Source organism: Paenibacillus sp. 01T424 (genome assembly GCF_056398745.1).
On sequence record NZ_JBFTPZ010000001.1, the window covers coordinates 246842 to 267963 of the forward strand.

Consider the following 21122-nt stretch of genomic DNA (forward strand, 5'->3'; position numbering starts at 1 on the left):
CAATCATACATGGTAAAAGTAGCTTCCATTCCTTAAAATAACAGGCTTCCATTTCTCCCAAGCAGGGATGGTTTTTTTTGCACGCAAAAAAGGAACAGTATCCGCATTCTACATAAGCGGTTAACTGTTCCCTCTACATTTGATTTGCCATCGTTTAATCCTCAACATTTCTTACATCTACAGATACATGCAATATTTGCTCGCCCGTGCCTCTATATACACCTTTAACCGGCACAATATCTTTATAATCCCGCCCGTGCCCAAGCTTAACATAACGCTCTCCAACAGGGTCAACGTTAGTCGGATCAAAGCTGCACCAGCCGAGTCCGGGTACAAACGCTTCAACCCAAGCATGCGAAGCTTGCTCGAAATCAGCGCTTCCTCCCTGCAAATCACCAACAAAGTGATAGCCGCTTACGTATCTGGCTGGAATGCCAAAAGCTCTGCAGCTTGCGATCATTAAATGCGCAAAATCCTGACATACGCCTCTTTTGCTCAAAAACATATCCGATGTTTTCGTCTTTACATCTGTCGCTTCAGGATCATAAATGAACTCGCTCCTAATCTTTGTAGACAGCGCACTTAGCCAATCGAGAACGCTGGCTTGACTGCTTGAGCTTGCGCTCAAAATTTCACCAGCAAACTGATCTACTTCAGACGTAACAGCTGTATATTCTGTCGTAAGCAAAAACTCGGTGAAACGATTGGCAGCTTCATCTGTTCTTAACCAGTTCCATGCCTGCTCTGGCGGCCGCTTGCTTAAGTATTGTTCACGTTCCTCCGACGTTGGCGCCTGCTTCGTAACAACAGTCATAGATGTTCGAATGGTAAGCCGCTTATGGGGACCATTAACCGAGAACGCATGAACACGATTGCCAAAATAGTCCTCATAGGTGAACAAAGAAGCATTCGGTTCAATCGAAATCGCTTGCTGATAACAGGACTGTCTTTCATTAGTGCTGGGCGTTAATCTAATTTCATTGACACTGTCCGTCACTGACTCTGCATACTCGTACTGCGTGACATGTGAAATACTGAGCTTCATGCGCTTGCCTCCCCCATACGAAAAAAGGTTTTGGCAAAAGCCATCCCAAGCTGCTGACAAGCATCCAGCAAATGAGCAACGATCGTTCCATTCCGATCAATGACCATATCCTCTCGCTCAAGACACGCCAAATCAGCTTTCACCTTGCTCACTTGGCGGATTACTTTCTCATGTGCGGTGCGAAGCTGTTTATCCTGCAGTTCAATATGCCGCATATGTTCATCAAGGGTATGCAATGCAAAATGAAGAGACCGCGGAAACACGCCATTAAGAACAACAAATTCAACGATCGACTCCACAGAGATGCCATCAGCATAATAACGACGAAACGCTTGATAGCCGCTAACCGAGCGCAGTACGGCCTGCAAATATGGATATGCCCTTGCATTGTCCCAATCCTCGCCGCTAGCTGCGTTGCCCACTGCCTTGATGATGCGCAGCGTATTCTCAGAGCGCTCCAAGTATCGCCCGCATTCAATGAAATGCCATTCATTTTCCCTTGGCATGACGGATTGGCTGACCCCTTGAAAAAGCGCCGTCCATTCCTTGATTCTTCCGAAAAACAAATGCGGAGATTCACGCAGCAAATCATCCGGCTGCTTCTCCCGCAGCCACAAATAAAAAGCATTTGTTGCATCCCACATTTCACTTGGCACCTTCTCGCGCAATGTACGAAGATTGCCGCGAGCATGACTGACGCAGGAAACTAAAGAGTTCGGATTATCACGATCAAGCGTCGTGTAGAACAGAACATCACGTTCATTGTAGCTGCTATATTGCTGTTCATAAGCTTCTCGGCTGCCAAGAGCATCGACGATTCTTGCCCATTTCGAATAAGACACCATCTCGTCGCCCTCCAGCTTTCCTTTTAGGCTTGGCGTGTCGTCATCAACCTGCAGGTGGTAATGAACATCAATTAATCTAGCATGATTCTCAGCACGCTCCATGTAGCGGCCTATCCAAAACAACGCTTCTGCATTCCGGTTCAGCATAGCAATCCCTCCTGTTAATTATCGTTTTAGGACCCACGTATCCTTGACTCCGCCGCCCTGAGAAGAGTTGACTACAAGTGAACCTTCCTTCATCGCAACACGTGTTAAACCGCCCGGAATGACATGTGTCTCTTCACCCATCAAAGCAAATGCGCGCAAATCAATATGCCGAGGCGTCATGCCGCCGTCCACCATAACCGGCGCTCGCGAGAGCTTCATCGTCGTCTGGGCGATGTATCGCTCAGGTTCCCGCTTAATAGCCTCAGCAAATGCATGAATCTCAGGCAGGGAAGCGCTTGGACCAATCAACATGCCATAGCCCCCCGAAAGCGATGTCTCCTTCACGACGAGCTGATCCAAGTGTTCCAGCACGTAATCACGTTCCTCCTTGCGCGTTAAAATGTACGTTGGAACGTTATGCAGAAGAGGCTCTTCTCCCAAATAGTAACGAATCATGTCTGGAACATACGCGTAAACGGCTTTATCGTCCGCCACGCCTGTTCCCGGCGCATTAGCGATCGCTACATTTCCGGCACGATAAGCGTTCATGAGTCCAGGTACACCAAGGAAGGAATCCGGCTGAAAGGCAAGCGGATCAAGAAAATCATCATCAATGCGTCGATAAATAACATCCACTTGGCGAAGTCCGCGCAAATCACGCAAATAAATTTTGTGGTCTTTGTATACGAGGTCCCTGCCTTCAACGAGGTGAATGCCCATCTGCTGCGCCAAAAAGGTATGTTCATAATAAGCTGAATTATAAGCACCTGGAGTAAGCAGCACGATCAAGGGGTCGCGTTTGCCGCTTGGAGAAAGCGCGCGAAGTGAGCTTAGAAAACAATTTAAGCTGCGGTCAATACTTTGTACTGAGCTTGATAAATACAAATCATGAAATAGCTCATTCATTAACGTTCTGCCTTTAAACAAATAAGAAAAGCCTGATGGAGAACGCAAATTATCCTCCAGCACATAATATCGGCCCTTCTCATCACGAATCAAATCAATGCCCGATGCTGTAATATATACACCGCCTGGAACATGTAGACCAGCCATTTCAGGCCGAAAATAAGTATTTGAAACAATCATTCTACGAGGAATGATACCGTCTGCTACAATTTTTTGTCCGTGATATACATCATGAAGGAATGCATTCAAAGCTTTGATTCGCTGCCTTACTCCTCGGTCAACGCCATCCCATTCATGCTTCGGTATGACGCGAGGGATATAATCGAACGGAATCGTTCGCTCAAGCGGCTCATTTTGCGCACCGCTGTACAGCGTGAAGGTAATGCCCTCCTCCATCATTCTTTGATTAATCGCGTTTTGCCGGACTGCAAGCTCAGTTGGATTCATTCTTCCGAATAATCGATGAACGCTTTCGTAGTGGTCACGAACAGAAAAGTCCTTATCGAACATTTCATCGTAAAAGGTCTGAGCATCGTAATATTGCGATTGCGACTGTTTGGCCGTCGACATGACAACCGCCTCCTTCATGATGGCCGCTATACCAGTTTGGTACTAGCTAGGGGAAAAATCGATCATTTTTGTTGATTTAACGTTAAAAAACTTAACATTAATTACATATTTGTATCGGAATGTTAGGATAATCATACTAAATTCTAAATATTGTGTCAACTTATATAACACGAAAGCAGGAACCCTCAAATGAGAGAATTCCTGCTTTTTCTGAGCTGCATTACCTATTCGGATTGGTTTAATTGCTGCAAATCCTTTGTAACTTTATCAACCATATTAACGAATGAAGCCAGTTCTTGGGATCGAGCTGCTTGATTACGGGCCTCAACCGAGGTTTGCTCCGATTCAAGGCGCACTGCGGATAGCTTCTTATCGATTTCCTCAAGCTTTGACTGTATCCCTTCAAGTGCGTTCCTTGATGAAGCGGCCAGCTTGCGCACTTCATTCGCAACAACCTCGAAGCCTCTCCCATTCTCGCCAGCTCTCGCAGCTTCTATCGCAGCATTAAGACCTAACAAATGCGTTTGATCCGATATGCCTCGAATCAAAGTTCCCATTTCGTTAATGCCTTCAAGCTCTTCACGAAGCTCACCTAATAGTGTATGCGTCTTATCCTGAGATTGCGAAGTCGAAATCGCAGTTGCCGCAATCGATTGTGCACCCTCGTCCAGTTCAAACATAAGTGAAGCAAGCTCTTGCACAGCACTCGTAACAGTCGTCAGCATGATGGATCGATTGTCTGCCAGCTCTTGAATTTTTTTCTGTTCATGCTGATTGTAAGCTTCAAGCACGAATTGCGAGTCCAGATTGAACAATTTCGTCAAAGCATGCACAACATCCTTCCAGCGTTCAGGAAGAACTCTTTTCAGTACGTTCGTCGATATGTCCAGATAAGTCATATATGTACCCAAATACCAGTCCGTCGTCAGTCCAATTCGGGAATGAACAGCGCCTATTTTTATGCGGTTATCAATGTAAGCTTGGTCGATTATCCCCTCGGTAAGCGACATGTAATACCATATCTGCGTTTCCTTCAAACGTTCAATGGTGCTTACATTAGAAATAATAGCTACAAGCTCCGGCTGCTGGCCTATGCTTTCATAAAACCGGTCGACCACTTCATGGACAATATTTTGAAAAATGGGCTTGCATTCCGCTAAAATTTTGAGATCCTGCTCCGTAATGCCCGTGTATTCAATCTGCTTCTTGCGCTCTGCTGATAAATTAATCAAAATAGCCCGACTCCTTCGGTATATAGTAGACCACTATTACCTATTATATCGGAAAATATTCAAGAAACAGTATGATCATCTCAAATTCTTTTTAAACCTAGAGGAAGAAAAGAAATGGGGCTGTCCGTAAAGCAATTTCCGAATCATTCAGCCTCCACTTTTCAAGCAGTATGCTAGCAAAAAAGAACCTTCAGATTCAATTTCATAGTGGTTTTGAATGTTCTTTTGCATATACTTTGGGGTTCTCTCACACAAGTTTACCCTTTTTGAATATCCCCTTTTCTAATCCGGCAAGTATGCACTTCTACATTGTCCTTAATTATTTTCTATACTGCATATTCGCAGGATAGCGGCATCATTCTCATACTTACGTGTAGCTATACTGTATTTCCTACAGTGTAAGCACTCTTTAAATGCTAAAATGGCAGATCATATTGCAAATTATTGCATAAATACAACATAAGTATCCAACACAGCTAAAAAAGGGCGAAGTTCCTGCAATTGTGCAGGATAGCTGGACGTAGATCGAGGAAAATGGTGTTGGAGACTTATCAAAATAGCATCAAAACAAAGAAATATGGTTTTACAAAATGAAGAAGGGGCGTCCCTAAGTCATTTATGACTTTTGAGACACCCACTTCTCTAATACTCCGGGCAATTTTTTATCGATTGAGCAGGCTTCCTACATAACGAAGCAATTCATTTGAACATACCGAGCAGTAGCTATGCTCATCCATAAGACGTTTCGTTACTTCATTAATTCGCTTCAATTGACTCTCATCCGGTGTTTTTGTAGACGTCGTTATTTTCACAATATCCTTCAGATCAGCGAACAGCTTCTTCTCGACGGCTTCGCGCAACCGCTCATGACTTGTAAAATCAAACTTTTTCCCTTTCCGCGAATAAGACGAGATTCGAATCAAAATCTCTTCGCGGAACGCTTTTTTCGCATTTTCGGAGACGCCAATTTGCTCCTCGATGGAACGCATGAGGCGCTCATCCGGATCCATCTCTTCGCCTGTCAGCGGATCTTTAATTTTTGCCCAGTTGCAATACGATTCAATGTTATCCAAGTAATTTTCAAATAAAGTGCGGGCAGATTCTTCATAGGAATATACGAATGCCTTCTGAATTTCTTTTTTCGCGAGCAGATCGTATTCCTTGCGGGCCACCGAGATGAAATTCAAGTAGCGCTCACGCTCATCCTTCGTAATGGATGGATGGTGATCCAATCCTTCCTTAAGCGCACGCAAAACATCAAGCGCATTAATACATTGTGTATCCTGCTTAATAAGMGCGCTGGAAATTCGGTTAATGACGTAGCGCGGATCAATACCTGTCATGCCTTCCTCTAAGTATTCGTTTTGCATTTCCTTCAAATCTGCTTCCTTGAACCCTTCGACTTCCTCGCCGTCGTACATCCGCATTTTCTTCACAAGATCCATGCCTTGCTTCTTCGTTTCCTTCAGCCTCGTTAAGATAGAGAAGATGGCAGCAGCACGCAGCGCATGCGGTGCGATATGAATATGGCGCATATCGCTTTGTGCGATTAGCTTCTTATAAATTTTTTCTTCGTCGGACACTCGCAAATTGTAAGGGACCGGCATAACGATCATCCTGGAGTGCAAGGCCTCATTTTTCTTATTGCTTATGAACGATTTGTACTCCGATTCATTCGTATGAGCAATAATAAGCTCATCCGCGCTGATCAAAGCGAATCGGCCTGCTTTAAAGTTGCCTTCCTGCGTCAGTGAGAGCAAGTTCCATAAAAACTTCTCATCACACTTGAGCATTTCTTGAAATTCCATCAATCCGCGATTTGCCTTATTAAGCTCACCGTCAAAACGATAGGCGCGAGGATCGGATTCAGATCCATACTCCGTTATCGTCGAGAAATCGATGCTTCCTGTAAGATCGGCAATATCTTGTGACTTCGGATCGGATGGACTGAATGTGCCAATACCAACTCGGTTATCCTCAGAAATAAACACCCGCTCAACGAGTACGTTTTCAATATCGCCGCTGTATTCCGTCGTAAGCCTCATTTGGCATGAAGGGCATAGATTCCCTTCAATTCGAACACTGAGCTCTTTTTCAATATCAAGCCGAAGCTCATGGGGAATAAGATGAAGCGGATCCTCATGCATCGGGCAGCCTTTAATCGCATAAACGGCTCCACGCTCAGTTCTGGAAAATTTCTCTAGTCCTTTTTTGAGCATCGTAACGATTGTGGACTTTCCTCCGCTGACCGGACCCATTAACAATAGAATCCGTTTGCGAACCTCCAGCCTGCGAGCTGATGAATGGAAATATTCTTCAACCAGCTTCTCTACCGCACGATCCAGCCCAAAAATTTCTTGATCGAAAAATTTATACTGCTTGTTGCCGCCAACATCTTCCACCCCATGAGATTCAATCATTTCATAAACGCGAGAATGTGCTGTCATGGCCGGGGACGGGTCCTTCCTTAACAAATCAACGTAATCCTTGAATGTTCCTGTCCAAGCAAGTTTCTCGCTCTCAGCCTGATACTCCGATATTCGCTTGAAAATGTCCATACCGTGCCTCCTCCCATCGCTTCCGCATTCCACTTATCATTCTACGCCCGGGATTTGTCTCTAGACGCTCTATCGAGTGGTGCCAACTTTTATTGAGGTATTACATTCCTATGCTTATTCGAGGAGATAATTGCACACTATTTTTGTCCTTCATCCATCAAAAAACGACAAGTGCGCAAAATCCTTTGCTATAATGATTCATAAGCATCAATGGAAATGAACGTGGAGAGGAGTTAGCAAACGTGGCAGTAGCACGCGAAGAAGAGCTCTACAAACCTATAAAAAAGTATTATGAGCAGCTTGGTTATGCAGTAAAAAGCGAGATCCTTCATTGCGATTTGGTCGCTATTCATCCTGAGCGAGCCGATACGATAATTGTCGAAATGAAAAAAACATTCAATCTCGCCTTGCTTTTGCAAGGGGTTGAACGTCTTCGATTAAATAGCCATGTCGTGCTGGCGGTTGAACGCAATCGAACGAAAAGCGGAGCGCACAACCAGCGCTTTGGCGATTTGACTGAACTGTGCCGAATGCTTGGACTCGGATTTATGACCGTCACCTTCTATAAAACAAAGCCGCCGGTCATCGATTGGTTATGTCAGCCGGGCGATCCGCCGCTTCGCGGAGTAAGGCGCAAGAAGCAAGCACAGCTGCTGACCGAATTTAAGGAGCGCAGCGGCGACTATAACGTCGGCGGCAGTGCTGGCCGCAAGCTTGTTACAGCATACCGCGAGAAGGCTCTGCGCTGTGCTTATGCGCTTCACACCTCGGGACCACTAGCTCCGCGTGAGGTCGCAGCCATTACAGGCTATAGACGCAGCGGCGAAACGCTGCGCAGCAATTATTACGGCTGGTTTGATCGCATTGAACGCGGCAAATACAGCCTGCGCCCTGAGGGCGCGGCTGCATTATCTGAATATAGCAATGTTATCGCTGAATGGTCAGCAACGGTTAGCTCCGCCCCGTAAATTCACCGATCGCTTCAACAAACCGCAATACGCCTTGTTCTGTACGCGCTCCTGTATTATACGTGTAATTCAACCTTGCAGTGTTGCGCTGTGGATGATCGGCATAGAAAGAGCTGCCTGGCACAAACGCAACCCCTTTTTGAACCGCACACCGCAGGAGCGCCTCTGCATCCAACCCGTCAGGTAGCTCCAGCCATAGGAACATGCCGCCTTTCGGTTTTACCCAAGTGACGCCCTCTATTGCCTGGCGCTCAAGGAGACCATGCATCTCAAGCATTCGCTCGCCATATGACTTTGAAATAAGACGGATATGATCATCGAGATCAAACCCTTTAAGCAATTGACTTAATATTTGTTGATCGATCGTACTCGAGTGTAGATCGGCAGCTTGCTTAGCTTTGGCTACCATGTTGATGACTTCGCTGTCTCCGATAGCCCAACCTGACCGCAGCGCAGGTGCTACCGTTTTAGAAAACGTACTCGTATAAAAAACAGCGCCGCCCTCTACTTGTCCTTCTAATGAGAACAGTGTAGGGAATTGCTCGCTCTCATCAAATTTTATGTCACCATAAGGATCATCTTCTATAATTGGCATTTCGTTTTGCTTGCAGAGAGCAAGTATTTTCTTCCTTCGCTCAACGCTCCATACACGTCCCGTAGGATTGCCGAATGTCGGTACAGCATACAGCAGCTTCGGACGATGCTCGCGAATAAGACGCTCTGCATCCTCAGGAATGATTCCATGCTCATCACTCTCCGCTGCCACTACTTTTAAACCATGAAGAGCAAAGACTTGCAAACTTGCCAAGTAAGTTGGCTTCTCAACCAAGATTACATCTCCAGGCTCTGTAAGTACGCCAACGAGCAAATCAATCGCCTGCTGCGATCCTGTCGTCAGAATCATCTGATCTGGATTAACATGCATTTGCTTAACTGCCATTCGCTCACAAAGCTGCTCCCGCAATGGCAAATACCCAGCTGTCAAACCATACTGCAATGCGCTTGCTCCAGCTGTAAATACACGATCTGCTGCTTCGCGCACGGCTTGTACGGGGAACAGCTCCTCAGCTGGAAGTCCTCCAGCAAATGAGATCATTTCCTTTCCTTGCGTCAGCTTAAGTATATCCCTAACCGCTGAAGATTTAAGCTCTGATACTCTAGATGAAAAACGATAATTCATATTGATTGCTCCTCCTCGCAAGCTATATTGCTATGCTTATACTCTCTATGTTAACAATGTGTTCACAACTTTTAAAGTTTTCTTTTTTGCCATCGTTGGTTATAATAAATACAGCATACTTGGAGGTGTCCCACAGATGAACTTTATTATCGTTATGACTGTGTTTGCATTGTTCATTATTGCGATGCTTACCAGCTCTTACAATGACGACAAAACAAAAGGACTATAAGCCTGCTTTATCCGCTTATAGCCAGCGCAACAAAAAAATGAAGCTTCCCGAAGAGCATTAATACTCTTCTCGGGAAGCTTCATTTCGTTATACAGCATGCAAAAACGCTGATTAGCGTTGCAGAACTGCCATTTCTTCCATACATACACCACAAACATAGCGATCCTTGAAATCACGAACTTCAACCATTGAACCGCAAAAAACACACTTTGGACGGTAACGCTCCAAAATGATATGGTCACCTTGGACGAAAATTTCAACGGGATCGCCCTCGTTCATCAAATAACGTTTACGTAATGATTTTGGAAGTACAATACGTCCGAGTTGGTCCACTTTTCTTACTACACCTGCTGGTTTCATCACTTTCACCTCTTCTGTGTCTGGTTTCGCAAGCTATTTTTGAGAAACCTCTGCGTTATAGTCTTTCGATGGCACTTCAGTATTTCCTTCCTAATTTAATAATTTCTTAATATCCTGCAATAATTCTTTTTATTAGAGCAAAAAAATTCCAAAAAATGAGAAATAAATTAACATTTTTAATCGAGTCCTGGAAAATGATTTTGTCTAAGCGCTTCATACACGATAATTGCTGCTGAATTGGACAGATTAAGTGATCGCACTTTATCCGTCATCGGCAATCTAATGCAAGTTTCTATATTCGCATCTATAAGCTCCTGTGGCAAGCCCTTTGTTTCTTTTCCGAATACAAAGAAATCGCCATCCTGATACTCGAACTGTGAATACGTCTTCTTCGCTTTCGTACTTGCGTAGAAGAATCGGCCTTGCGGATAACTTGCGAGCACCTCATCGAAGGAATCATGATACTCGATATGTACCGAATGCCAATAATCGAGTCCCGCCCTCTTCAAGGTACGATCGTCCGTATCGAAGCCAAGTGGTCTTACCAAATGCAAAATAGTGCCGGTTGCAGCGCATGTACGAGAAATATTACCTGTATTTGCAGGAATTTCTGGTTCTACCAAAACAATATGAAATGGCATAGTTTTGTTTCTCACCTCTCATTTTGCCTATTATACACGAAAATGACGAATATTTTTACACCCACTTTACGTACCGTTAATCTCAAGCATAATTTCAACCTTCATAATAGAACCATAATAGGCGGAAACACATGGAGGAGAGCTGAATCATGCGAAAAAAAATTTTGATCGTGGATGACGAACCATCTATTTCAATGTTGATTGAATTTAACTTAAAGCTGGCAGGTTATGATGTACGTTGTGTAGGTGATGGTGAAGCTGTATTCGAAATGCTTAAACCTTTCCGTCCCGACTTAATTGTTCTAGATCTCATGCTGCCAAAAATGGATGGACTCCAAGTTTGCCGCGAGCTGCGCAAGCAAAGCAATGCTGTACCCATCGTTATGCTGACTGCACTTCAAGACGTAACCGATAAAATAGCTGGTCTTGATAATGGTGCCGATGACTATATGACTAAACCTTTTAGCCCGCAGGAGCTTGTTTCCCGTATTCAAGCTATTTTCCGCAGAGTTCAATCGCTTCCAGGCACTGCTGATGACACAACGTTCAACATTGGCCGCTTGAAGGTTCAGGTTGAACAGCGCGAAGTATTCATAGACGGCAAATCCGTTGAGCTTACGCCAAAGGAATTTGAACTGCTATTGTTCCTATGCCGCCACAAAGGAAAAGTGCTTAGCCGCCAGCAGCTGCTTCACGGCGTTTGGGATTACCATTTCCTCGGTGACACACGAATCGTCGACGTTCATATTAGCCATCTGCGCGACAAGATCGAGAAAAACGCACGTACGCCGGAATATATTATGACCGTCCGCAATGTCGGTTATAAATTAAACGGTCCTCATATTGCTGAGAGCAGTCTTGCCCAAGCTTAATGAACTTATAACTTCTATACCCAAAAAACAGCCTGCTTCTATATTAGAAGCAGGCTGTTTCTATTCTAGCAATAATAGGCGTGAAATCAAAACTACTTATTAACCGTTCCGTTTTTGGAAGTCAGCCATGAATTGTGCAAGCGCCTGGCAGCTCTCAAGCGGAACTGCATTGTATGTTGAAGCTCTTAGGCCGCCAACATCGCGATGACCCTTCAAGCCTTCAAAACCTTCTTTCAACGACTCCTTAACGAACAGAGCCTCAAGCTCCTCCGTTTGAATACGGAAAGTAATATTCATAAGCGAACGGCTTTGCGGCTGAGCACAGCCCGTGTAGAAGCCGCTGCTTTGATCGATAGCGTCATAGATCAGCTTCGTTTTGTCGCGGTTGTACTGCTCAAGCTGAGAAACTCCGCCTTTTGCCTTGATCCACTCCAGAACCAGCTTCACCATATATACCGAGAAAGACGGCGGTGTATTGTACAACGAGCCGCTCTTCGCATGCGTGCTGTAACGGAACATCGTTGGAATCGTTTTGTTGCTGCTCTCGATAAGATCCTTACGAATGATGACAACGGTAACGCCTGATGGACCTAGGTTTTTTTGTGCGCCGGCATAAATGACGCCAAATTTGCTCACATCAATCGGTCTGCTCAAAATATCACTGGACATATCCGCAATTAGTGGCACATCACCAGTGTCAGGGAATTCTTGGAACTGCGTTCCGCCGATCGTTTCATTTGATGTTAAATGTACATAGGAAGCATTGCTCGGAACTTCAATTTCTGACAAAGTCGGCATACGCATAAATTTGTCAGCTTCAGTCGAAGCAGCAATAACCGTTTCTCCGACAAGTTTCGCTTCTTTAAGCGCTTTGTCAGCCCAAGCTCCTGTCATGACGTAAGCGCCTGGCTTGCCAGGCTGCAGAAGATTCAGAGGAAGCATAGCAAACTGTGTGCTCGCGCCGCCTTGCAGCAATAAAACTTCATAGTTTTCTGGAATTCCGAACAATTCACGAAGCAGGGCTTGCGATTGATTGTTCACTTCTTCATACATTTTGCTGCGGTGAGACATTTCCATAATGGACATCCCCGCGCCCTGATAATCAACAAATTGCTCCTGGGCTTGCTTCAGCACCTCAAGTGGTATTGCGGCTGGTCCTGCATTAAAATTAAATGCTCGTGTCATCTTCGGATACCCACCTCTGTTTCTTTATTTATGATATGGATATGATAGCAATTTTGAAGGGCTGCATCAAGTGTATTCCGCATATTAAATAAATTAAAAGTCGAACGTATGACGCAATACTGTCAATAAACATTCGGATTTCGTTCATTTTATCTTTACAAACCATAAAAAAACGGGTCCTAGAGGGACCCGTTTCTTATATTTCTTGAACGATTGATTAGCAATCGTAGTAAAGGCTGAACTCATGCGGATGAATACGGATTGCAACAGCTTTAGCTTCTTGACGTTTTACTGCAACGTAGTTGTCAATGAAGTCTTTAGAGAATACGCCGCCTTCAGTCAAGAAATCGGAATCTGCTTCAAGGGCATTAAGCGCCTCGTCAAGCGTTCCAGGAACGCTGCGGATTTCTTTTTTCTCTTCTTCTGGCAATTCGTAGATGTTTTTGTCGAAAGGACCGTAACCAAGAGCTACTGGATCAAGCTTGCGCTTGATGCCGTCCAGACCTGCAAGCAGCATCGCTGCAAATGCAAGGTAAGGGTTAGCTGTGTTGTCCGGCGTACGGAATTCAATACGACAGCCTTTAGGTGTTACAGCTGCAATCGGAATACGAACGGCTGCAGAACGGTTGCCTTTTGAGAATACAAGGTTAACCGGCGCTTCGTAACCAGGCACAAGACGTTTGAATGAGTTCGTGCTTGGGTTAGTGATTGCGATCAAAGCCGGAGCGTGGTAAAGTACGCCGCCGATGTAGTGCATAGCCATTTCGCTTAGGTTAGCGTAAGCGCCTTTGTCATAGAACAAAGGAGTATCGCCGTTGAAGATAGAAGCATGAACGTGCATACCGCTACCGTTGTCACCGAATAGTGGCTTCGGCATGAAAGTAGCCGTTTTGCCATATTGGCGAGCTGTGTTGTGAATAATATATTTGAATTTCATAAGATTGTCGGCTGTTTTTGTCAATGTGTCAAAACGGAAGTTGATTTCTGCTTGACCAGCAGTTGCAACTTCATGGTGATGACGTTCTACGCGAAGGCCCGATTCCTGCAATAGGCGAACCATTTCGCTGCGGATGTCTTGTTGGGAGTCGATAGGAGCTACAGGAACATAGCCGCCTTTAACTGGAATTTTCGAACCAAGGTTTCCGCCCTCTTCTTTACGGTTCGTGTTCCAGCCAGCTTCCTCGGATTCAACAACATAAGAGGATGCGTTCATTGTGCTTTCATAGCGAACTTCGTCGAAAATAAAGAATTCAGGTTCTGGTGCAAAAAATGCTGTCGTACCAATACCCGTAGTTTGAAGATACTCTTCAGCCTTTTGAGCGATGCTGCGTGGGTCACGGTCATAACGATCGCCTTCAGGTGTATGAATATTACACATAACATTCAGTGTAGGATGATCAGTGAAAGGATCAATAAATACGGATTCTGTATCCGGCATCATAACCATATCGGAATTTTCGATACCGCGGAAACCGTGGATTGATGATCCATCAAAAGCTACTCCGTTTACAAAAGTATCAGCATCAACCTCAGCAGCAGGAAGCGTGATGTGGTGAGCCTTACCTAGAAGATCCACGAAGCGGAAATCTACAAACATAATGCTGTTTTCTTTAATATTGTCCAAAACATTTTGAACTGACATTATAATTTCCTCCATTTCCGAACATTAGCGTAGTGTTGAACAAGTATTGTTCAATTATTGCTCCAAATCCATGTCGTTATTATAAAACTAGCCCTCAATCTCCGTCAATAGCTATGTAAGGTATTTTTTGAACTCATGTTAGGTATACTTACAAGTTTGTACGTTTGTTCACAAATCCTCAATAAAAAAAGCTGAGATCCTTTTATTTATAAGGCTTTTTGAGAACGGTTACACAAAAAACAAAAAAAACTTTGCCATCCTAAGATGACAAAGTTTGGTTTGATGTTAGGTTAGATTTTCCACTCTACAAAAGCTTCTGCTGGTGCTTTTGGCGTATCAAACTGTTTGCCAACGATCGGTGCCAGCTTCTCTAGGTCCTTCAATAAGTTAGCAAATTGGTCCGGGAACAAGGATTGTACCCCATCGCCAGTCATCGAGTTATCTGGATCGGTATGCATTTCAACGATCAATCCGTTCGCGCCAGCCGCTACTGAAGCTTTCGACATAGGCTCAACCAGCTCACGACGGCCTGTTCCATGGCTCGGGTCAGAAATAACTGGCAGATGGCTAAGCGATTGTAGCACTGGAATTGCAGATAAATCTAGCGTATTGCGCGTGTAAGTTTCGAATGTTCGGATTCCGCGTTCACACAACATGACATTTGGATTACCGCCTGCCAAAATGTACTCCGCCGCATTCAAAAACTCGTCATAGGTTGAGCTGAATCCACGTTTAAGCAGTACAGGCGTTTGAATCGTTCCAAGCTTGCGCAGCAAATCGAAGTTTTGCATATTGCGTGTACCTACTTGAAGAATGTCCGCGTATTCTGCACATACATCCACATATTCTGGCGTCATGACTTCTGTAATCGTCAGAAGGCCGTGCTTCTTACCCGCTTCCGCCATCATAACAAGCCCTTCCACGCCTACGCCTTGGAAGCTGTAAGGCCCTGTGCGCGGCTTGAAGGCGCCTCCGCGCAGCACCTGTCCGCCAGCCGCTTTTACTAAACGAGCAATCTCGTCGATTTGCTCCGGTGTTTCAACAGCACAAGGTCCGCCCATTATAACAAGATTGCTTCCGCCGATTTTCACGCCTTTTATGTCAATAACTGTATCATCCGGATGAAAGTCACGGCTTGCTAGCTTGTATGATTTCGAAATTTTAATAACGTTTTCCACACCTTTCATTTGACGCAAATGCTCAGCAAGCGTAGGTTCTGCTTTGCCAATAATTCCAATTACCGTGCGATCCGTACCTCTTGATACATGTGCTTGAACTCCTGCTCTTTCAATATGAGCAACAATTTCTGTAATGCGTTCTTCTGCAATATTTGAATTCGTGATAACGATCATAGGGATCACTCCTAAATTTATTGTGGGATTTGGGCAAAAAAAATGTACAAACTTTTGCTTAATAAATGCATGGCATCGCACGAAGCGCGCCTCATTTTCTCATAATCATTGGATATCTACTTTATGGCTTTTATGCTTCGTAGCTTTTAAGCTTCTACGCTTTTAACCGCTAAAGTAAATATACAAGAGAAACTCATTTTCGTCAACCCCGTCATAATAAAAAAAGGAGAAGAGACTCATTCATGATGCTTCTTCTGCATCAATCACTAGTCTCATCTCTCTCTTCATGTTAGCTATTTATTCAGGTTTCTCTGCAGTTGCCGTTGCCGCTGGGGTCGACTTCACTCGAACATTAGGCAGCAGCTTATTCATATTGACCGTACGACGGATTTCCCATGTCTCCGGATTATTATGATCGTACTGCTCTAAATAAGTAATAACCTCTTTCGTAAGCGGCGTCGGCGTAGACGCACCAGATGTAACTGCGACACGATCGATGCCTTTCAGCCACTCCTGTTCAATCTCTGACACATCGGAAACGCGGTAAGCTTTCACTCCTGCGATCTCCTCGGATACTTGTGCTAGACGGTTCGAGTTGTTGCTTCGCGGATCGCCAACTACAATTGTAAGCTGCGCTTCGCCTGCTTGCTCTGCTACCGCCTCTTGACGAACCTGAGTTGCCATGCAGATTTCATTATGAACCTCTGCAGTAGGATAACGCTCAAGGAGCTTGCTAATCACATGACGAATATCCCATTGCGACATCGTCGTTTGGTTCGTTATAAGAATGCGCCCTTCCGGCACATTAAGCGCAGCAATTTCTTCTTCCTTTTCGATGAGGTGAACATGCTCCGGCGCAACGCCGATCGCTCCTTCGGGCTCAGGATGGCCCTTCTTGCCAATATAAATAATATGATAGCCTTCCGCCGATTTATCGCGAATGAGATCATGAGTTCTCGTAACGTCTGGGCATGTCGCATCCACAACGGAAAGCCCCTTGTCACGAGCACGCTGACGCACTTCTGGCGAGACGCCATGCGCTGTAAATATAACGGTGCCTTGTTCGATTTGATCCAAAATGTCGAGTCGGTTGGCGCCATCAAGCGTAATGACACCTTCCTGCTCGAATGCTTCTGTAACATGGGCATTATGGACAATCATACCTAATATATAAATAGGTCGCGGCAGCTCCAAGTTTTTGACCGTTTGCAAAGCCAGTACCATCGCGTCGACGACGCCATAGCAATAACCACGCGGTGATATTCTAACGATTTCCATTTATTGCACCTGCTTTCTGACCGGATATGCGTAACAGCTATGAATCCTTCATTTCATCCGTTGCTACTATTATAGACGAATGAGACGTGTCAGAAAAGCTAATTGGAAGCCAAATCGTAAACTTCGTTCCATTTCCTTCGCTGGTGAGCACTTCTACAGAACCTTTATGCTCATCAATAATCCATTTTGCAATGGATAATCCAAGACCTGTACCGACGGTAACTCCCCGTGATTCGTCCGCTCGATAGAAGCGATCGAAAATATGCGGGATTTCATCTGGATTCATCCCAATCCCTGTATCTTGGATAACGAAGCCGATTTGTAAATCCCTTCTGACCGCACTCAGCTCAACCGTACCCTCCGACGTATATTTGAATGCATTCTCAATAAAAATAAATAACAGCTGCTGCAAATAATTGTGATTGGCATTGACGCGCACCCCATCCAATGCCGATAGATCGCCAAGCTTCCATTCAGCTGTACGCGGGAGCAGCTGTGCTCTGCGCACAACCTCCTCTGTAAGCGGCAGCAGGTCAAGCGGCGTCTTCTCCATCGTATAACCCGCATCTGCTCTCGCAAGCGCAAGCAGATCATTAACGAGCGTACTCATACGAATCGCCTCAGCAGATATATCGCTCATCGCTTCTTTGGACATATCCCATCGATCCGAATCCAGCGGCAGCCACTCGCCCGTATCGATATCTCTATTCGTCTCTCGAACTCGCGTCCACATCCGCTCGAGCAGCTCAATATTGCCTCGAATTGTCGTCAAAGGCGTCCTAAGCTCATGAGACGCGTCAGATACGAACCTGCGCTGCGCCTTGTAAGCTTCATCAAGCTCATTGTATGCCATCTCCAAACGCGCAAGCATCACGTTTAACGTACTCACAAGCCTTCCTATCTCATCCTTCGGCCCCATGACAGGAATCCGTACACTGAGATCAGCACCATTTTCAATTTGCTCTGTAGCACGAATGACACGTTCAATTGGACGAAGTGCCTGACGTGCAATTAATAGCCCTACTGTAAAGGCAATAAAAACAACAATTAATGATGAAAAAATGAGAATAGTACGTAATCCATTCAGGAATCGTTCCTCATTATATGAGAATACACCCACTTGGACTAAACCCACTAAGCTGTTATCACTCTCTAAATAAACAGGTCGCTGATATGTGAGCATAGCATATTTGTTTTTGTTAATTTCGACGTGGATTTTAACAAAACCCTTTTTAGGCTTAGTATTGACCTCAGGATACGGTATAACAAATTCATAAGGGAAGTTGTTTGATTGCTTAATAGCGCCTTCCTTATAATTTACCAATTGAATATACATGTCTTTTTTGTCAATTCGAAATTGAGGACCTACTATTAAATCCAAAGTTTCATCTAGAAAATTAGTTGCACCGATAACATTGATTTTACTATTTTGAACCAACATTTGTTCTTTAACCTCAGCATACGTGTTCCAATTAACAAAAATATATATAAATATCCCGAAAACGATCAATGTTACCGCAAGCAAACCCGAATACCAAAGCGTGAGCCTGAGCCTAATGGACATATGCTTAACCCGCCTCTCCGCGAAGCACATAACCGGTGCCGCGAACCGTCTGAATGAGTCGGTTTTTGCCTCCGTCCTCTACCTTTTGGCGCAGCATCGCGATATACACCTCCAGCACATTCGACTCCCCGCTGAAGTCATAACCCCAAATCTTCTCCATAATTGCATCTCGCGTAAGTACACGCCGAGGATTTTCCATGAATAGCAGCAGTAAATCGTATTCCTTGGACGTCAACTCAATACGGCGTCCCGAGCGTATCGCTTCTCTGGCATCCATATCCAAAATCAAATCCTCATAAAGCAGTTGATTGCTTGACTGCTCGATTTTATCTGCTTTGCGGCGCAGCAAGGCGCGTGTTCGCGCAAGCAGCTCCTCCAGCGCAAACGGCTTGACCAAATAATCGTCAGCCCCAAGATCGAGCCCTTTGACCCGGTCATTGATATCATCCTTTGCCGTAAGCATCATAATCGGCACCGTACTGCCTCCCTCGCGCACACGGCGGCAAACTTCCCAGCCATCCACTTGAGGCATCATCACATCAAGAATGAGCAGATCCGGCTCGGTCTTAAGCAGCACCTTCAGCCCTTCCATTCCATTCGAAGCGGTAGTTACCTCATAACCTTCAAACGCTAGGCTTCTGCGAAGCAAAGAAATAATTTTATCATCATCATCTACAACTACAATATGCTGTCTCAACGGCATGTCCCCCTCTATTTGCAGCAAAAAGCACAGAGCCTGCTGTCTCTCTGCGCTTTTTGTTTCTATCCATCATGTAAGGCTTTATTGAGCGCCTGACGTATTTTTATCACCAATCTCAACCTTCAAGTTCATCGCACTGCCTTTGCGCAAAATGTTCAGCTCGATCTTATCGCCAACTTTTTTGGTTTTAATTTGATCAATAAGAGCTTGCGTGTTTGCGTACTTCTTGCCGTCAATGCCGACGATGACGTCGAACTGCTGCAATTCAGCCAAGTAAGCTGGTGAATTATAGTATACATTACGTACAATGGAGCCTTCTACTTTATCCATGCCTAATTGCTTCGCAATATCCGCTGTTACATCCTGCAGCTCTGCACCAATGTATGGAGCGGCTGGCTTAGGAATCGTCTTGTTGTTTTTAAGATTTTCCAGCACATCTTGAATCGTGCTCGTCGGAATCGCGAAACCGATGCCTTGTGCTTGCGAGCTTACTGCCGTATTAATGCCAACGACCTCACCGTTCACATTCAGAAGCGGACCGCCAGAGTTGCCTGGGTTAATCGAAGCATCCGTTTGCAGCAAATGCTCGTATTTACGTGCTCCCTGTGTATCAGGGATATCAATCGGACGTTCTTTGGCACTTAATACGCCAACAGTAACCGTATGATCGAAGCCGTATGGGTTACCGATTGCAACAACCCAGTCGCCGATATTAATCGTATCCGAGTTGCCAAGCGGAAGCGTTGGGAACGCTTTGTCGCCCGTTACTTTAAGTACCGCTAAGTCTAAGTCATAGCTAGAACCCAGTAATTCAGCCGTGAATGGCTTATCATAGCCTTGAACAATAACTTTGATTTGGTCAGATTCTCCGATTACGTGCTGATTCGTTAAAATATAGCCTGTTGAATCGAAGAAAAACCCAGTTCCGATGCCTGATTGCTGCATGTTGCCTTCTTCATTCTTTTGTCCTGCATCCGGCTGTGTCGTTCCAGGGTAATCATCGCCAAAAAATTGGCGGAAAAACGAATCATCGAGCATGTTGTTGCTATTGTTGCGTTTTGCCGTATTAACGAAGGTTTCGATTTTTACTACTGCTGGACTTGCTGTCTCGAACAATTTAGCGATGTTGTCTGGTCTATCCGCGACTGTAGCCGCACCGCCGTTGCTGGTCGTACCCGCAGAAGCAGTGGAACCCGATCCGCTAGATTGTGTATTTGATGTTAATGCGGCTTCTTTCGTGAACCAGTTGTTTAAGTCCGCTGTATACATCAAGCTGCCTACTACAAGAACACCTGCTAGAAACGATGAAAAAATGGCCTTAAAGGAAGTCCGGCGCGGTTCCCTTACTTGCCATGGCCCTTTGGAGGACTGCGGCGACGGCGTGAACGTTCGTATTTGGGATTGCATAGGCGATTGTGATCTTGCCCGTTCAGATTCCATCGTTGAATCCGATTGTACATTCGCTTCTTCTGCACTGGATGCCTGTGCTTGCGTATCGTGTGTATGTGTATTGCCGTACGGCTGATCTTGAATCAGCTTAGGCTTTTCCGATCCGTAGCCAGAAGCTGAAGGATTCCCGCCTTCTTGAGAATTCGCCTTATACGGCCCATACGAATAATAATAAGATGGCTTTGCCGGCTGCTCCGATGACTCATTTGAAATAGGCTGCGCGGAGTCATTTACGCTTTCGCTGTTATCAGCTGAGCCATGTCCCTCTTCATTTTTGCGGAAAAAGTCGTCAAATCCCTTTTTGTTGTTTTGATCGTCCATGTACGTTCTCCTCCTTGAATCTTATTGCATCATGCGTCCAATTGGCATTCTATCCGGAAACATGTTATTTGATATAGT

17 protein-coding genes are annotated in these 21122 nt (G+C 45.0%); 2 read left to right on the forward strand and 15 right to left on the reverse strand.

The window, feature by feature from the left end; all coding sequences use genetic code 11:
• Window positions 1-154 precede the first annotated feature (154 nt).
• From AC1DPK_RS00910 to AC1DPK_RS00930, 5 genes are all read right to left on the reverse strand, one after another.
• On the reverse strand, window positions 155-1045 hold the full coding sequence (locus tag AC1DPK_RS00910; RefSeq protein ID WP_477508985.1) for a transglutaminase family protein: 891 nt from the start codon (window positions 1043-1045) through the stop codon (window positions 155-157).
• Entirely contained in the window at window positions 1042-2037 is a 996-nt protein-coding gene (locus AC1DPK_RS00915) for an alpha-E domain-containing protein (RefSeq protein ID WP_339204374.1), read from the reverse strand. The genes AC1DPK_RS00910 and AC1DPK_RS00915 overlap by 4 nt, the downstream gene beginning before the upstream one ends.
• An 18-nt stretch (window positions 2038-2055) precedes the next feature.
• The gene (locus AC1DPK_RS00920; protein WP_441876840.1) at window positions 2056-3513 is read right to left on the reverse strand and encodes a circularly permuted type 2 ATP-grasp protein; all 1458 of its coding nucleotides are present in this window, start codon (window positions 3511-3513) and stop codon (window positions 2056-2058) included.
• 224 nt (window positions 3514-3737) lie between these two features.
• Window positions 3738-4745: a protoglobin domain-containing protein gene (locus AC1DPK_RS00925; protein WP_477508986.1), complete on the reverse strand. Its 1008-nt coding sequence runs from the start codon at window positions 4743-4745 to the stop codon at window positions 3738-3740.
• Between the two features lie 662 nt (window positions 4746-5407).
• Entirely contained in the window at window positions 5408-7303 is a 1896-nt protein-coding gene (locus AC1DPK_RS00930) for a PrkA family serine protein kinase (protein WP_339204377.1), read from the reverse strand.
• Window positions 7304-7545: 242 nt separating this feature from the next.
• Here AC1DPK_RS00930 and AC1DPK_RS00935 point away from each other — a divergent pair, with 242 nt between their 5' ends.
• The gene (locus AC1DPK_RS00935) at window positions 7546-8271 is read left to right on the forward strand and encodes a DUF2161 family putative PD-(D/E)XK-type phosphodiesterase (protein WP_477508987.1); all 726 of its coding nucleotides are present in this window, start codon (window positions 7546-7548) and stop codon (window positions 8269-8271) included.
• Here the strand turns inward: AC1DPK_RS00935 and AC1DPK_RS00940 are convergent.
• The 3 genes from AC1DPK_RS00940 to trmL all read right to left on the reverse strand — a co-directional run bounded on the left by AC1DPK_RS00940 (window position 8255) and on the right by trmL (window position 10681).
• Window positions 8255-9451: an aminotransferase-like domain-containing protein gene (locus tag AC1DPK_RS00940; RefSeq protein WP_477508988.1), complete on the reverse strand. Its 1197-nt coding sequence runs from the start codon at window positions 9449-9451 to the stop codon at window positions 8255-8257. The two genes, AC1DPK_RS00935 and AC1DPK_RS00940, sit on opposite strands and share 17 nt — an antisense overlap.
• A gap of 340 nt (window positions 9452-9791) precedes the next feature.
• Complete coding sequence (locus AC1DPK_RS00945; RefSeq protein WP_054023539.1) at window positions 9792-10040, reverse strand: AbrB/MazE/SpoVT family DNA-binding domain-containing protein; 249 nt, start codon at window positions 10038-10040, stop codon at window positions 9792-9794.
• Window positions 10041-10216: 176 nt separating this feature from the next.
• Window positions 10217-10681 (reverse strand): tRNA (uridine(34)/cytosine(34)/5-carboxymethylaminomethyluridine(34)-2'-O)-methyltransferase TrmL, encoded by a 465-nt coding sequence (gene trmL / locus AC1DPK_RS00950; protein WP_339204382.1) that lies wholly within the window; start codon window positions 10679-10681, stop codon window positions 10217-10219.
• A 149-nt stretch (window positions 10682-10830) separates the two neighbouring features.
• Between trmL and AC1DPK_RS00955 the strand changes: the two genes are divergently transcribed.
• The gene (locus tag AC1DPK_RS00955) at window positions 10831-11553 is read left to right on the forward strand and encodes a response regulator transcription factor (RefSeq protein ID WP_076267607.1); all 723 of its coding nucleotides are present in this window, start codon (window positions 10831-10833) and stop codon (window positions 11551-11553) included.
• A gap of 99 nt (window positions 11554-11652) precedes the next feature.
• Here AC1DPK_RS00955 and serC read toward each other — a convergent pair whose 3' ends face one another.
• The 7 genes from serC to AC1DPK_RS00990 all read right to left on the reverse strand — a co-directional run bounded on the left by serC (window position 11653) and on the right by AC1DPK_RS00990 (window position 21044).
• On the reverse strand, window positions 11653-12738 hold the full coding sequence (gene serC / locus AC1DPK_RS00960) for a 3-phosphoserine/phosphohydroxythreonine transaminase (RefSeq protein WP_477508989.1): 1086 nt from the start codon (window positions 12736-12738) through the stop codon (window positions 11653-11655).
• Between the two features lie 217 nt (window positions 12739-12955).
• Window positions 12956-14380 (reverse strand): type I glutamate--ammonia ligase, encoded by a 1425-nt coding sequence (gene glnA / locus AC1DPK_RS00965; RefSeq protein ID WP_076267605.1) that lies wholly within the window; start codon window positions 14378-14380, stop codon window positions 12956-12958.
• A 290-nt stretch (window positions 14381-14670) separates the two neighbouring features.
• Window positions 14671-15732 (reverse strand): 3-deoxy-7-phosphoheptulonate synthase, encoded by a 1062-nt coding sequence (gene aroF, locus AC1DPK_RS00970; RefSeq protein ID WP_076267604.1) that lies wholly within the window; start codon window positions 15730-15732, stop codon window positions 14671-14673.
• 297 nt (window positions 15733-16029) lie between these two features.
• Window positions 16030-17010, reverse strand: a complete 981-nt coding sequence (locus AC1DPK_RS00975) for a 4-hydroxy-3-methylbut-2-enyl diphosphate reductase (protein ID WP_441908263.1) — start codon at window positions 17008-17010, stop codon at window positions 16030-16032.
• Window positions 17011-17047: 37 nt separating this feature from the next.
• Window positions 17048-18574 carry a sensor histidine kinase gene (locus tag AC1DPK_RS00980; protein WP_477508990.1) on the reverse strand — a complete coding sequence of 509 codons (1527 nt, stop codon included), beginning with the start codon at window positions 18572-18574 and terminating at the stop codon, window positions 17048-17050.
• A 4-nt stretch (window positions 18575-18578) separates the two neighbouring features.
• Window positions 18579-19271, reverse strand: coding sequence for a response regulator transcription factor (locus AC1DPK_RS00985; protein ID WP_076267601.1), 693 nt, complete (start codon window positions 19269-19271; stop codon window positions 18579-18581).
• 84 nt (window positions 19272-19355) lie between these two features.
• Window positions 19356-21044 (reverse strand): S1C family serine protease, encoded by a 1689-nt coding sequence (locus AC1DPK_RS00990; protein WP_477508991.1) that lies wholly within the window; start codon window positions 21042-21044, stop codon window positions 19356-19358.
• Between the last annotated feature and the right edge of the window lie 78 nt (window positions 21045-21122).

Excerpts from the sequence above, each read along its gene's own strand:
- AC1DPK_RS00910 (WP_477508985.1), bottom strand. The coding sequence starts at position 1,045 with ATGAAGCTCAGTATTTCACATGTCACGCAGTACGAGTATGCAGAGTCA.
- AC1DPK_RS00915 (WP_339204374.1), bottom strand. The coding sequence starts at position 2,037 with ATGCTGAACCGGAATGCAGAAGCGTTGTTTTGGATAGGCCGCTACATG.
- AC1DPK_RS00920 (WP_441876840.1), bottom strand. The coding sequence starts at position 3,513 with ATGTCGACGGCCAAACAGTCGCAATCGCAATATTACGATGCTCAGACC.
- AC1DPK_RS00940 (WP_477508988.1), bottom strand. The coding sequence starts at position 9,451 with ATGAATTATCGTTTTTCATCTAGAGTATCAGAGCTTAAATCTTCAGCG.
- AC1DPK_RS00945 (WP_054023539.1), bottom strand. The coding sequence starts at position 10,040 with ATGAAACCAGCAGGTGTAGTAAGAAAAGTGGACCAACTCGGACGTATT.
- trmL (WP_339204382.1), bottom strand. The coding sequence starts at position 10,681 with ATGCCATTTCATATTGTTTTGGTAGAACCAGAAATTCCTGCAAATACA.
- AC1DPK_RS00955 (WP_076267607.1), top strand. The coding sequence starts at position 10,831 with ATGCGAAAAAAAATTTTGATCGTGGATGACGAACCATCTATTTCAATG.
- serC (WP_477508989.1), bottom strand. The coding sequence starts at position 12,738 with ATGACACGAGCATTTAATTTTAATGCAGGACCAGCCGCAATACCACTT.
- glnA (WP_076267605.1), bottom strand. The coding sequence starts at position 14,380 with ATGTCAGTTCAAAATGTTTTGGACAATATTAAAGAAAACAGCATTATG.
- aroF (WP_076267604.1), bottom strand. The coding sequence starts at position 15,732 with ATGATCGTTATCACGAATTCAAATATTGCAGAAGAACGCATTACAGAA.
- AC1DPK_RS00975 (WP_441908263.1), bottom strand. The coding sequence starts at position 17,010 with ATGGAAATCGTTAGAATATCACCGCGTGGTTATTGCTATGGCGTCGTC.
- AC1DPK_RS00980 (WP_477508990.1), bottom strand. The coding sequence starts at position 18,574 with ATGTCCATTAGGCTCAGGCTCACGCTTTGGTATTCGGGTTTGCTTGCG.
- AC1DPK_RS00990 (WP_477508991.1), bottom strand. The coding sequence starts at position 21,044 with ATGGACGATCAAAACAACAAAAAGGGATTTGACGACTTTTTCCGCAAA.